The sequence below is a fragment of the Paraburkholderia sp. BCC1884 genome, from assembly GCF_900996225.1.
Classification (GTDB): domain Bacteria; phylum Pseudomonadota; class Gammaproteobacteria; order Burkholderiales; family Burkholderiaceae; genus Paraburkholderia.
Genome location: NZ_CAAJGL010000101.1, coordinates 202750 through 216294 on the forward strand (window position 1 = coordinate 202750; position 13545 = coordinate 216294).

A 13545-nucleotide genomic window follows, 5' to 3' on the forward strand; every position below is an offset into this window, starting at 1 on the left:
AAGTAACCAGAGCAGCCAATCCATTTCATCCGGCGACAGACCGGACTTCAAGGAGACAGACGATGAAGTCGTCGAATCATGCGGTATTTGCGACGGCGCTCGGCGATGCCGGCGCGCTGGGCGGATTGCCCTCGGGCGCCGGCGCCTCGGCTGACGCACAGGCCGATGAAATCGCGCTGGATGGCGCGCGTATTTCCGCGCGGCTCGATCGCCTGCCGGCGACGCGCTCGATCTGGAAGCTGGTGATGCTGCTGAGCCTCGGGCTGTTCTTCGAACTGTACGATCTGATGTTCTCCGGCTATATCGCGCCGGGACTCGTGCGCAGCGGCATTCTCACCGCGACCACGCACGGGCTGTTCGGCACGAGCGGGGTGGCCAGTTTCATCGCCTCGCTGTTCGCGGGGTTGTTCATCGGCACGGCGGCGTGCGGGTTCCTTGCCGATCGCTTTGGACGTCGGGCGATCTTTACGTATTCGCTGCTGTGGTACACGGTGGCCAATATCGTCATGGCGTTTCAGGACACCGCGCTCGGCCTCAATCTGTGGCGGTTCATTGCCGGGATCGGCATCGGTGTGGAGATCGTCACGATCGGCACCTACATCTCCGAACTCGTGCCCAAGCATATCCGCGGACGCGCGTCGGCGTGCTCGCAGGCGGTCGGTTTCTGCGCGGTGCCGATCGTCGCGTTTCTGTCGTATTTGCTGGTGCCGCATCGCTACTTCGGACTCGATGGCTGGCGGCTCGTGGTGTTGACCGGCGTCGCCGGCGCGGTGGTGGTGTGGTGGATCCGGCTGCGTTTGCCGGAGAGCCCGCGCTGGCTCGCGCAGAAAGGCCGCATCGACGAAGCGGATGCGGTGATGACGCGGCTCGAAACCCGTGTGGAGCGCGAATATGGACGGCCGCTGCCGCCGCCTGCGCTGCCTGAGCCGGTCCGCGCGCGGGCTGCGTTCCGCGATTTGCTGGTGCCGCCTTATCGCAAACGCACGTTGATGCTGATCATCTTCCACGTGTTCCAGACGATGGGTTATTACGGCTTCGCGAACTGGATACCGACCTTGCTGATCAAGCAGGGCATTACGGTGACGACGAGTTTGATGTACGCGAGCATCATCGCGATTGCTGCGCCGCTTGGGCCGTTGCTCGGCATGCTGATTGCCGACCGGTTCGAGCGCAAGACGGTGATCATTTTTATGGCGGCGGTGAACGTGGTGTGCGGCCTGGCGTTCAGTCAGGCGCGGGAGACGGTGTTGCTGGTGAGTCTGGGTGTATGTCTCGTGTTGGCGGGCAACATCATTTCTTATAGCTATCACGCGTATCAGGCGGAGCTTTTCCCGACCAGTATCCGGGCGCGGGCGGTGGGGTTTGTCTATTCGTGGAGCCGTATTTCGGCGATGTTTTCCGCGTTCGTGATTGCGGGGTGTTTGAGCCGGTTTGGTGTGAACGGAGTGTTCGTGTTTATTTCCGGCGCGATGGTGGTGGTGATGGTGGCCATCGGGATGCTGGGTCCGCGGACGCGGGATGTGGCGCTCGAGGATATTTCCAGGTAGGGGAATGGGTGATTTACTGATGGCGGCGCCGGGTGGCCGCCTTTGCCCGCCTTGGGGTGGCGGGCCAGGCTTGCTGTTTAATGCTTCTTTTGTGTTGCCGAAGTGCTCGGCGCGACGCGGATCGGCGTGTTGCCCGATGGCGATGTCGCAGGTTGCGGCTTTTTGTCCTGCTTCGGTTTCTTTACTTCGCGGTTACTGCGCATTTGACCTTTTGCCATGATGGACTCCCCAAGTGGCGGTTTTTGCTCCATCCAGGAGCTGTGCGGTAGTGTGCGCCTGTTTTTGGTTTTGGAGTGAGGGTTTTTGACTGATCCGGGCTGGTTTTTTGGCCTTTCCTTGAAATCACGGTGGTCTAATGTCGTTGCCCCTGTGCGGGGCGGCACCCTGAACAGCCGATAATTCTGCGTCTCGCGCTGTGCGCTCTTTTTTTGGCGTGGACGGTCACTGCAGGCTCAATAGCCTGGTCGGCGCGCATGTCATGCAGATCGAGAGGTGGCCGGTCTGTTCGAGTGCGATGAACGTAATCGCCAATGCCACCAGAACCATGCAACCGACGCCGAGCAGTCGTTTTTTGCGCGAACGGCGCGGGACGGCTGCGACGCCCGGTTCCTGGTCGGTCGACGCCGGCTTCAGCTCCGTCGGCGGGGTCGCGTGGAGTGCCTCCACGTCCTTGACGAGCTCCGATAGCACGCCCAGTTTTTTGCTCACCACTTTTCGTTTGAGATGCACTCGCTTGAGTTCGATCTCGAGATCGGCAAAGTACGATTCCAATGACTTCGATTCGGCTTTCAAACGCTCGAGCATCGTCGATACTTCGTCCACCGCTTCCGGTGCGCGCGCCAATGTGTGGTTCCAGTTTTCGGTGACCGGGGTTCTGTAGTTCATCTGGTAGGGAGTGTTCACGTCTTACCTCGCCCTCTGACTTTGCAGGCGAATTGCCAGCGATTGCGCAATGACGCGATTCTCGGGAATCGGTCCGCGCCGGTTGATATGAGAGATCGGTGCCCGATCTCCACGAAAAAATACCCACGACAGGAATCAATTGTAGGGAGCCCGAATCGGCATCTCTATCAGACAATTCTCAAGGTTTGACGAGCATGTTCTTAGGGCTGGTCCGACATCAGTGAGCTTGCGGGTCAACGGAATATCTGCGATGCCAGAACGGGCTGGTATCCAATGCTTATCGTCCAGAGAAAAAAAGACGGACAAACAAGGCTATGAAACAGCGTCTGATGCAATGCTTGTTGGGGACGGCATTGCTGTTGGCGGCCGTAAATGCAATGGCCGACAACAGCTTCAATATCACGCGCTTCCAGGTAGACGGCAATAGCCTGCTGCCGGCCGCGGAGGTTCAACGTCTGCTGGCGCCGATGACCGGCGCGCACCGCGTCTACAGTGATATTCAGCACGCGCTCGAAGCGCTCGAGAACGCTTACCGTCAAGCCGGCTACACCACAGTGGCGGCATGGCTTACTCGCAGACCGTGGGCACGGTAACGCACTTATCCGGCGTGCTGACGGCAAACGTGATCAGTCTGGAGAAGGGCGGCTTACGCTCGGTGACGGGCCTGGTGGGCAAGCGCAATCATGACTCGGTGAGCTTCGACACGCCGGCATCGACGATCGGCGTACGCGGCACGAACTTTTGCGCGTCGCTATGTCAAGGCGACTGTGGTGGCGTCCCCACGCCGACGGGATCGACGTTGCAAAACGGTTTATACGTCGACGTCTCACAGGGTGCGGTGATCGTTTCCAACACGGGTGGCCAGCAGATATTTCAGGTCGGCCAGTTCGGCTATGTGGCGAGTTCAACGACCCCACCAGTCGTCGTTCCGCCGTCGCAGGGCGTTCCGGTCACGATGCCGTTATCGATCAGCAAAAACGCGCCGTCGAATAGCGGCCAGGCCGCCGGCGGCGTGGATTGCGTCGTGCAATAGACCCGGCGCGCACGGACCACAACCTTCACCCTCCCCGCCACTTCCTCCAGGTCACCGAAGGCAACTCGCCAAACTGCCCCCGATACTCATTGGAAAAATTCCCAAAATGCCAAAATCCCCACCGCGTAGCGACTTCAGTGACCGAAGCCGAACCGCGTAACTCCCGCCTCACATGATCGAGCCGCACTGCTCGCATATAAGCCGACGGATTCACCCCCAGCGTATCTTCAAACGCATACTGAAGCGTCCGCCGGCTAGCCCGAAACCGGCTGCATAGTTCAGCCACGGAAAGCGGACAATCCGGCGACTCCTCGACTATCTCCCGCACGCCTCGCACGAGTTGCCAATTCCTTGCGGTCCGCGCTTCGCCGCTTCCATGAGCGTCGACATCGTGGATGTCCTGAAGAACCTCTGCCAACCCGAATATCACCGACTTCTCAAAAGCCGCCCCGACTTGCTGATCGTCGAGCAGAGTAGGCGTAGCGGCGACTGCATCGAGCAAACGCTTGAGCACTTCCCGAAACCCCTGCAACCGCTCGGGATCGACATTCAAGACACCGGCCTTTGCGCCCAGCAACACCCTCAATTCCTCCATCTGCGCGCGCAGCGCCGAGTCGGCAATCGCCTCGGGTTCGATCTCGAGATTCACCACCACATGTTTATCCGGCGAGAGAAACTCAAACCCGCCTTCACCGGAAAAAACATGCAAACCATCACGATGACTCGTCTGCCCACATAACAGCGCATGCCCTTCCAGCTGGAAAGGAATCCCCACCGCGACCCGTGACTGCGCCACCTGCCCACGTTGATAAACCGTGCGATTCAATCGCTCCACCAGTACCCGCACGCCGCCCGCGAGGAACGAACTCACCGAGCCGTCGAAACTGCCGCGCGAGATCTGGCAATAGCTCTGGTTCCATGCATCGAGCAACATCGCCTGCTCGTCGATGTTGCGGCAGCAGCGGATTTCGACTGCACTGCTTGTCCCATTGACCGGCTGCATAGGCATCTCCCGATTCCGTTGGCACGCCCCGAAAGCCTCGTGCCGACCAGTGTATGCGAAAAAAAAGCCCCGTCGTACAGGCCTCACGGGGCATTGCGGCGTTCGTAATGCATTTGTCAGCAAGTCCGAATTTTTACGGGTTTTTTACTTTTTGCCAATTTTGGATAGTCGCCGTTTTTTGCCGCCCCTACTTTGTAGACAACGCAATGCACCAGAAAGGAGTCACGCATGAGCAGACCGGGCAGGCTGGACGGCAAGATCGCAATCGTGTCGGGCGGGGCGACAGGCGCGGGTGGCGCAGCCTCGCTGCTATTCGCACAGGAAGGCGCGCAGGTCGCGGTCGTCGACATCAACACGGATGCGGGCGAAGAAGTCGTCGCACGAATTCGCGCCGCTGGCGGCAGCGCCGAACTCTTCGCCGCCGATGTGTCGAAACGGGAAGCGGTGGACGCCGCCGTGGCGAACATCATGACGCGCTTCGGGCGCATCGACGTGCTCTTCAATCATGCGGGCAGCATCGTCGTGAAGCCCTTCATCGACACCACGGACGACGACTACGACTGGCTCATGAACGTCAACGTAAAGAGCATGTTCATGATGACGCGCGCCGTGTTGCCTCACATGCTCGCGGCGGGCGGCGGTTCGATCGTCTGCACCGCATCGATCTCGTCGGTGGCCGCGACGCCGCTCGAGGTGCTGTACTGCACGACCAAGGGCGCCTGCGCCATGTTCGCGCGCTCCATCGCCGTCGAGTACCGCGATCGCGGGATTCGTTGCAATGCCGTGTGCCCCGGTTTCATCGATACGCCACACGGACGCCGCGAAATCAGCGCGCTCGCCAAGTATGGCTTCGATGCGAGCGAGGCAGCTTTGTCGGTGCAACAGGGGCGTCTGTGCGCGCCGGAAGAAGTGGCGCGCGCCGCGCTCTTTCTAGCGAGCGACGACGCCAGCTTCGTCAACGGCGCGCATCTTTACGTCGACAACTGCTTTACGGCGGCCTGAGCCGCTCCTTCGTCGCGCGGTCACGCCGTAGCGCCGCTTCGTCTTCACCCGTTCAAAGGATCGCGTCATGGACATCAACACGGCCGTGCCGTCGGCGGAATCCGTCGACAACGACGTCAAGCTGTTGCACAAGATGGGCTACGCGCAGGAGTTGTCCCGGCGCATGGGAGCGTTCTCGAATTTCGCGGTGTCGTTCTCGCTGATCTGCATCCTGTCCGGCGGCATCACGTCGTTCCAGATGGGCCTTTCCGCTGCGGGCGGTGCGTCGATCGGGCTCGGCTGGCCGCTCGGTTCGCTGTTCGCGCTCATCGTGTCGGCCGCGATGGCGCAGATCGCATCGTCCTATCCGACTGCCGGCGGCCTTTATCACTGGAGTTCGATTCTCGGCGGCAAGATGTGGGGCTGGCTGACCGCCTGGCTGAACCTGCTCGGTCTCGTGTTCGTGGTCGCAGCCATCAACTACGGCACTTACGATCCGTTCTTCCGCACGCTGATCGCACCGATGTTCGGTGTGAATCCCGACTCGCTCGGCTGGTGGCAGCAAACGCTCTTTCTGACCGTAATCACCGCGTCGCAGGCACTGCTCAATCATCGCGGTATTCGCATCACGAGCAAGATCACCGACCTGTCTGGCTATCTCATCTTCGTGGTGACGATTCTGCTGGTGGGCGCGCTGCTGGTGTACTCGCCGGTCAAGATCAATCTGTCGCGACTCTATACGTTCACCAACTTCACCGGCGTGGACGGCGGCGCGTGGCCGAAGCAGACCATGGCGATGGCGTTTCTGTCCGGCTTGCTGCTGACCGCCTATACGATCACCGGCTTCGACGCTTCCGCGCACACGTCGGAGGAAACGCGCGAGGCGGCGCGTAACGTGCCGCGCGGCATCGTCGGTTCGGTGTTCTGGTCGACTACTTTCGGCTATGTGATGGTCTGCGCATTCGTGCTGGTGATGCCGGATATCGGCGCAGCCGTGAAGCAGGGCACGGGTTTCTTCCAGGCGATCCTTGCGCCGATTCCGGGGCCGCTGCGCATCGTGATCGAATTGCTGATGTTCTTCATCAACTACGTGTGCGGTCTCGCGGCGGTGACCTCGACCTCGCGCATGATGTTCGCCTTTGCACGCGACGGCGGTTTGCCTGCGTCGAAGTGGCTGCGTAAAGTGAATGCCGCACACCGTACGCCGGGTGCCGCGATCTGGACCTCGGCGGTACTCGCGATCGTCGTAACGTTGTATGGCGACGCTTTCACCGTGCTGAGCGCGGGTAGCGCGGTGTTCCTGTTCATCTCGTACGCCATGCCGATTGCCGCAGGCATTTTCGCCGAAGGCCGCACTTGGAAGGAGAAAGGCCCGTTCCAGCTGGGCATGCTGTCCAAGCCATTTGCGGTGGCGGCGGTGTTCGGCGCACTCGTGCTCGCGTATGTCGGCATGCAGCCGCCGAACCAGAAAGTGGTCTACGTGATCGTCGGTCTGCTCGTCGTGCTGCTGGCGATCTGGTATGGCGCCGGCGTGCGCAAGAGTTTCGCGGGGCCGCCGATCGGCAAGGTATCGAAGGAGCGCGAGCAGGAACTGAGCGGCATGGAAGGCCAGCTCGGCGAAGGTTAAGTCTTGTTCTGATGGGTGAGGCATAAAAAAACGTCAGCCGGCCCTTCAGCCGACTGACGTTTTGACGTCTGCACGAACGAGAGGTATCCGTTAAGTCCGGACATCTCTCGAAGCAAAACACTTACATGCCGACGTATCCCACCGGAGTCGTCGCGTTGGACTGGGCCACCGACGCGTTGTTCGACACGACATACATCGGCGACTCGGTCAGGTTGAGCGTGAGCGTACCGTTGCTGTAGGCCGCGCTGGTCGCATTGCCCATCATATCGATCACCTTCACGGTGCCGCTCGTGCCGGGCGCATCGACAGCGAGGCTGTACTGGACGCTATACGTCGAACTGAAGCCCGATGTCGCGCTCCACGCGTTGTTGTTGTGTGCCCACAAGGCGGTGATCACCGCGCCGTTGCCGACCTGCTGGAACGCGTAGGCATACACGCCGCTCGGCGTTCCGTTCACCGGACCCAGCGTCGTGGTGCCGTCGAGCGTGTGCGTCATCGCGCTGATCGCCATCGCGACCGGCTTCGGACTGATGTTCGACGCGCCGAACGCGCCCTGCGCGTCGTTCAGGTCGAAGAACGTGCCGTAGCCGACCTCACCCGGATAGTCCGCGCCGTAAAACACATAGGTCTGATCCGCGCCCTCGCCGAGCGTGATGATGTGCATGCGCGCGGCCACCGCGGCTTGCGCGTATAGCACGTTCGCAGTCGGATAGTTCGGGCCGTACGCGCTGCCGAGGTCGTAGCTGATGCCGGCTTCCGTCGAGAACAGGTGCATGCCCGTGCGGTAGTCGGTGGCCATTTCCGAGCGCAGCGCACGCATCTGGCCACGCAGCGAGCCCGACGCCGTGGACGGATCGCTGTCGTAGCGCTCCGGCGGATGCGACGGTGAGGTGCCCGCGTCGTAGTAGCCGTGCGTGGCGACCGCGTCGATGTACTGGCCGAAGCCGAGCGGCGCGAGGCGCTTCAGGCGCGTCGTGGTCAGGCTCGGGAAAGCGTCGGCCGGTCCCATCACCATCGCGTGCGGGTCGGTCGAATGAATGCCCGTGTAGACGGCTTTGTACAACGCGATGAAATTCGCGTCGGTGTCGGTCCACATCTGGTTCGGTTCCCACGTCACCTGATAGTAGTTGGCCGACTGGGTCGGGAAATACGCGGCGCGAATCGCGTTCGATTCCGTGCCGACCCGGCTCATGTAGCTCTGGTAGTAGTTCAGATCGGTCGGCACGCCCGTGTCGTCCTGGAACGCGCCGGTGCTGCTCGCCCAGGCGGGAATGCCGTCGAGGCGGATCAGGCGCATCACGTTGCCGGACTTGTAGAACGCGTCGAGATTATTGGCCGACGGGTTGAACGTGTTCGGGCCGTTCGGCTCCATGGTCGACAGTTCGCGATCGTCGATCGTCGACGAAATGCCAAGTGCAGCCAGCAGCGGGCCGTTGTCGTTCGCGCCCTGCATGCCGAAGCGATGCTGCTCCTGGCGTGCATAGGTGACGCTCGGCACGATGCCCGACAGATTCGGCAGCACGCCGAAGGTGGCGATGCCGACCGGACGCGTACCGGCTTGCGGCAACTGGCCGCCGTTCTGCGCAAGCGTGCCGGTCGCGGCGAAATAGCCGGACAGCGTGGAGGTGCAGTTCAGCGTGAGGGTCTTCGAGCCGCTCGGCACCGGCGCGCTGCCGCTAGCCGCAACTTTGCCGAGCGTATCGGTGACGGCCCAGTTGAGCGTGTCGGCGCTCGGCGCGTTGGTGTTGAAGGTCAGCGGGAAGGTGCTGCCATTGGCGAAGATGCGTGTGCCGTCCGCGCTCGGCGTGTCGGCGGAAATCGTGGCGCTGCCCGAACCGGCCGAGGTGGTCGGCGCCGCGCAGCTCATCGCCGCGATCGAGTTGCCGGTGGCGTTCAGCGTGGGATTGTTGGTGCTGTTGTTGCCCGCGACGTTCGAGCTGCTGCTCGAACTGCCCGAGCCGCTTGAACCGTTGGCCTGGGTGGCCGCGGTACTGCCCGCGCCGCCACCGCCGCCACCGCCGCATGCAGCGAGCGCGAGGGAGAGAGTGGAGAGTACAAGTAATTGCGATTTCATCGATCTGTCAGCTATGCGTTGGCTGATGAATCGTCCAGCTCTTCGCGCGAAGCGCGTGGGGAGCGGGAGCGAACATCGGGGTTCGTGAACGAGCCAGCCGATGACGAGGCTTCGGTACTGGCGTCCTGTCTGCGCAACGCCTGGGTTGCGCGCGGGTGATGCCTTCCCGGGTTGTCGGCCCCTCGCGCATTTCTCTGAAGAGAAACTCATGTCATACGAAAACGCCCCGCACCAAAGGCGCGTTTGGCGGAAACGAGCGACCGGGGAACCTACGATGAAAACAACCGGCGTCTTGCACAACAGCGTGATTCAGATCGCAATGCGCGAATTCATGGCACTACTCAATGAATCTTTTACTGTTCTGTAAGCAAGGAGGGCTCAAATGGGAAGAATCGACCGCCACAATACGCATTAGTCTGTTTAAAAGAAGTAACGAGTCGTAACGTATGAATAATAAAAAAGTACTAATTGCTTTAATCTCAACAAATGAAACATCTGGTGAAACCAGTCTTTATCCGCCACTCTGAAATGGGGTCGCAATAATTTGAAACGGATGCCTAACTATCGTTTGGCGCCTAATCACCTGAGAAATGGGCGATAGCGCGCATTGGTGCGCCGAAATACTCTTGGGGTTGGCGGAAAAGTGCTGGACCTTCGGTGTAACGTTTCATCGCGACATGGGCTTCGCGGCGGAACTGTCGCTGTTTCAGGAGACGACGACTCGCGGCTTTTTTTGCGCCGGGTCAGATAGATGAAGATGGGACACCGACTGTCCGGACCGTGGTAAACGGGGTCGGGCTCCCCATCCGCTGCGTAAAAAAGGCGGTTATCCAGAGAGATAAATCGTGAGAATTCTTCAACTGGTTCACGCACCACGATTGTCCGGGGCAGAAGTACTGGTCAAAGGTCTTGCCATTCATCATCAGCGCGGCGGACATGAAGTCTGCATGACCTCGCTGTTGCCTCAGCAGGACGACTTCGCCGACATCCGCGCCGAGCTTCAGGCCGCCGGCGTCACGTGTCTCTTTCCGAATGCACGCTACGGCAGAGTGGGCAAGCTGTTGCATCTGTATCGCGTGGTGCGGCAGTTCCGGCCCGACTTCATCGTGGCGCATGCCACGCTCGCGGCACTCTATGTCCGGCTGTTGCCGGTCAATACGCCGATTGCGTGGGTCATGCATTCAGGCGTCAACGACTTCGAGAACGGTGCGCTCAAGCAGGCAGAGCGTCTGCTGTCGCGCCGCGCGAGAGCGATCATCGGCGTGTCGCAGCAAAATATCGACGACTACCTGCGCGAGATCGGCCGCCATCCGTCGATGGTCGTGATTCCGAACGGCGTCGATGCGTCGCTCTTCGCACAGGAGTTGGGCGCTTCGGTGCCGGCACTTGAAGTGCCGGCCAAGCAGATCGTTCAGCTCGGCCGCTATATCGAGAGCAAGAGTCAACTGCATACGATCCGCGCGTTCGAGCGCGTGCTGCAGACCGAGCCCGACGCGCGTCTGCTTCTGTGCGGCGTCGTCGAAGACCTCGACTACCATGCATCGGTGGTGGCGCTGGTCGAGCAACTGGGTCTCTCCAGCAAGGTGCAGGTATGCGGCCCGCGTTCCGACGTCGCCGCGATCTTGCGATCTTCGCGGGTCTTCGCGATGCCCTCGCTTTTCGAGGCGCAGAGTATTGGTTTTCTCGAGGCGCTCGCTTCGGGTATTCCGGTGGTGGGGAGCCGGATTCCGTCCTTCGGGTTCGCCAGTCAGTTTGCGGGTGTCAATCTGGTCGACACGGCCGATGCCGACGCGTACGGCCGTGCGTTGCTCAGCGCGCTCGATATGCCGCGTGCGAATCGGCAACTGGCGGGATACACGCTGCACGATACGGCGGATCGCTATATGACGATCGCGCGTCAGTTCGTGCAACCGCTGCGCGTGTCGGCGTGACGCCTCGGTGATGCGGCCGTCTTGCGCTACGGTGCGAGGCGATCGATTCGCACGGTCTCCGAGAAGAGCCCCGGCAACTGGCCGAGTTCCTCAGGCGCGCCGAGCACGAGTCCATCGTTTGAAGACGGATAGCGCGTCAGCGCCGGCGCTCCACCGGTGAAATAGAAATCCCCCAACGTTGCATCGACTCTGCGATACAGCAGAAGCGCGTTGCCATTTTTGTCGCGGACGTAGGCGGGGAAAATATCTGCCCATGAAAGGCCGCGCAAAGTGCCTGCCGCGACCGGCGCACCCGGTGCCTCGCGCATGTCGATCGTGCTCACGTCGACGAGCGTGTCGTCGCTTTGTTCGTCGAGCGCCGGCGTCAGCAGAATCAACGCGTCGTTGCCGTTGCCATGCAAGGCGCCTGCTGTCACCTTGACGAAGTCGGGGACGATACTGGCCGGCAGCGGCCTGCGTTGCCCGACGTTCAGATGTGTGCCGTCGTTGGCGATCGGCGTCAGCGTGAGCCGACCGTCCATGCTCTCCACCGCGACCAATGACGCGTGCGAACCCGCCGGTTTGAGCGGCAACAGATTGGCGTTCTGCTGCAGATCCCTGGCTTGCGCCCAAAGCGTCGGCGCAGTCCCTTCCGCGCCACGCGGCGACGCTACCCAGAGGTCGAGTCCGCTGTCGGACCGTTTCTGTGCAATGAGTACGCTGGTGCGTCCAGCACCCGTGAAGTCCGCGGCCACATATTGCTGCGCCATTTCGGGCTTGAATGCGGCGCTGGTCTGAAGCCAGAGACGCGGTGCGTCGAAACGATCCCCCGTGCTACGGAGCAACCAGAATGCGGTGCCGCCTGCGCGCGCGGTGATGATCATCAAGTCCGCCTTGCCGTCGCCGTCGAAATCGCCGAGCAGGAAACGCGTGCTGTCGAAACATAGCTTGTCGCTGGCGCAACTCGGCGCCGTGGCGCGTGGATCGAACGGCACGATGTTGGCGTACCAGAGCGCGGGGTGCGCCGTTTTCGCGAGCGCCGCGGCATACACATTGAAACCGGGACCGTCTTTTTGCCGCTGCACGTACACCGCGGACTGCTGGCCCGCGCCTGCAATATCGCCGTACATGGCGGTGGCGAGTCGCGGGTCGTTGGCCTGGGTGTGTTGCGTGGTGGCCCAGCGAAAGCGCGTGGTCAGCGCCGTGCAACCGCGCATGGTCAGCTTACCGTCGTTCTCGCCGAGGCAATGTCGCATCGGCGTATAGACGAGGCCGAAGTCCCACGGCGTCCAGCGCTGCGCGATGTCCCATTGATCGCAGGTTTCCGGTCTCAGATAGCCGTCGCGCTCGGCCATGCACTGCGATGTCGCGACGCTGACGAGCGCGGCATTGCGCGTATTGCCCGGGTACACGGTCAGCGGATCCCAGCGCCATTGCTGCGCGCTCGAACCGTTGCAGGCGGCAAGCGTCGGCGCCTCGCCCGCGCCGCGCGCAGTCAAACAGCGGCTCGCGGCCGCATTGAAGAGTTGCACGGGACGCGTTTGAAAATCCGCCACGCGATGATCGCTGAGATCGGCGAACGCATAACGGCGTGCGATCCAGTTGCCGTCCCATTGAAACTCGCCGAATACATGCGAGAAGTCGCTGCCGTCGATTGAAAAATAACTGGCGACGATGTCGCGCTTGCGTTGCACTTCAGCGGAGGGAAGATTGGCGGGCCAGTCGCCGGTCGGATAGGTGACGTGATAGACGATCGGCACGCTCTTGCCAAGCGTCTGCGCGACGTGCCGCGTGATACGGGCGGAAAAAATGTGATCGGGATGCTCGAGAAACGGCACGGTGTCCGGATTGAGCGTGTAGATTTGCGTGGCCGGCGCGAGAATCGCCTTCAGCGTCGCCGACAGCGAATCGCGATCGTATTTCACGCGCACTGAGCCGTCGGCGTTCATCGGATAAGTGGAGAGCGTGGCGTGTTGCTCCCACAGCAGACCGAGCGGCACGCGGCCGCCGCGTACGGCGCCGCCGGGCAGGCGCAATTCGAGCAGGCGCACTTGCGGCTTCGCCTTGAGCACCATCTGATGCACGAGCTTGCCGGCAATCGTGACGTTCGATTCGAGCCACTCGTCGGGCACGCCCGCCATGCGTGCGTAGGCGAGACGCGAGGCGCGCTCGCGTGTGAGCACATAGGCGAAGTCGGCACCGTTGGCGCCGCCGATCAGATGAACCGTGGTGATGCACCAGCCCGCGTCGAGTCGCTCGCTGATGGCGGGATCGACGAACAGCAGGTCGTCGTCGAGATGGGCGACCACCGTGACCAGGTTGCCCGCGCTGCATTCGGCCGCGCGCGCGGTAGCGGGCAGGACGGTGAAAGCGAGAAACCCGAGAAGCGCAATGAATGAATCGCGAACGAACCTGGCTGCCGATAATCGCATGGTGATCCGAGCCCTGACGGTGGGCTTGATCATAC

10 protein-coding genes are annotated in these 13545 nt (G+C 61.6%); 6 read left to right on the top strand and 4 right to left on the bottom strand.

The features are described 5' to 3' along the window. Positions 1-62 precede the first annotated feature (62 nt). A complete protein-coding gene (locus FQ705_RS23335; RefSeq protein WP_144144724.1) occupies positions 63-1547 on the top strand; it encodes an MFS transporter in 1485 nt (494 codons plus the stop codon). Positions 1548-1988: 441 nt separating this feature from the next. Here the strand turns inward: FQ705_RS23335 and FQ705_RS23340 are convergent, their stop codons facing one another. After that, the gene (locus FQ705_RS23340) at positions 1989-2450 is read right to left on the bottom strand and encodes a hypothetical protein (RefSeq protein WP_144144726.1); all 462 of its coding nucleotides are present in this window, start codon (positions 2448-2450) and stop codon (positions 1989-1991) included. A 314-nt stretch (positions 2451-2764) separates the two neighbouring features. Here FQ705_RS23340 and FQ705_RS23345 point away from each other — a divergent pair, with 314 nt between their 5' ends. Together FQ705_RS23345 and FQ705_RS23350 are read left to right on the top strand one after the other, a co-directional pair. Continuing rightward, positions 2765-3043, top strand: a complete 279-nt coding sequence (locus FQ705_RS23345; protein ID WP_260854600.1) for a POTRA domain-containing protein — start codon at positions 2765-2767, stop codon at positions 3041-3043. Then, positions 3013-3483 carry a hypothetical protein gene (locus FQ705_RS23350; protein WP_186307967.1) on the top strand — a complete coding sequence of 157 codons (471 nt, stop codon included), beginning with the start codon at positions 3013-3015 and terminating at the stop codon, positions 3481-3483. The genes FQ705_RS23345 and FQ705_RS23350 overlap by 31 nt, the downstream gene beginning before the upstream one ends. A gap of 25 nt (positions 3484-3508) precedes the next feature. Here the strand turns inward: FQ705_RS23350 and FQ705_RS23355 are convergent, their stop codons facing one another. Beyond that, positions 3509-4486, bottom strand: coding sequence for a helix-turn-helix domain-containing protein (locus FQ705_RS23355; protein ID WP_144144728.1), 978 nt, complete (start codon positions 4484-4486; stop codon positions 3509-3511). 228 nt (positions 4487-4714) lie between these two features. Here FQ705_RS23355 and FQ705_RS23360 point away from each other — a divergent pair, with 228 nt between their 5' ends. Continuing rightward, positions 4715-5488 (top strand): SDR family NAD(P)-dependent oxidoreductase, encoded by a 774-nt coding sequence (locus tag FQ705_RS23360; protein ID WP_144144730.1) that lies wholly within the window; start codon positions 4715-4717, stop codon positions 5486-5488. Positions 5489-5555: 67 nt separating this feature from the next. Beyond that, positions 5556-7094 (top strand): amino acid permease, encoded by a 1539-nt coding sequence (locus FQ705_RS23365; protein ID WP_144144732.1) that lies wholly within the window; start codon positions 5556-5558, stop codon positions 7092-7094. Between the two features lie 121 nt (positions 7095-7215). Here FQ705_RS23365 and FQ705_RS23370 read toward each other — a convergent pair whose 3' ends face one another. Continuing rightward, a complete protein-coding gene (locus FQ705_RS23370) occupies positions 7216-9168 on the bottom strand; it encodes a hypothetical protein (protein WP_144144734.1) in 1953 nt (650 codons plus the stop codon). An 845-nt stretch (positions 9169-10013) separates the two neighbouring features. On the opposite strand from FQ705_RS23370, the gene FQ705_RS23375 reads away from it, so the two are divergent. Beyond that, positions 10014-11099, top strand: a complete 1086-nt coding sequence (locus FQ705_RS23375; protein ID WP_144144736.1) for a glycosyltransferase family 4 protein — start codon at positions 10014-10016, stop codon at positions 11097-11099. 26 nt (positions 11100-11125) lie between these two features. On the opposite strand, the gene FQ705_RS23380 is transcribed toward FQ705_RS23375, so the two are convergent. Continuing rightward, on the bottom strand, positions 11126-13510 hold the full coding sequence (locus tag FQ705_RS23380; protein ID WP_144144738.1) for a PIG-L family deacetylase: 2385 nt from the start codon (positions 13508-13510) through the stop codon (positions 11126-11128). Between the last annotated feature and the right edge of the window lie 35 nt (positions 13511-13545).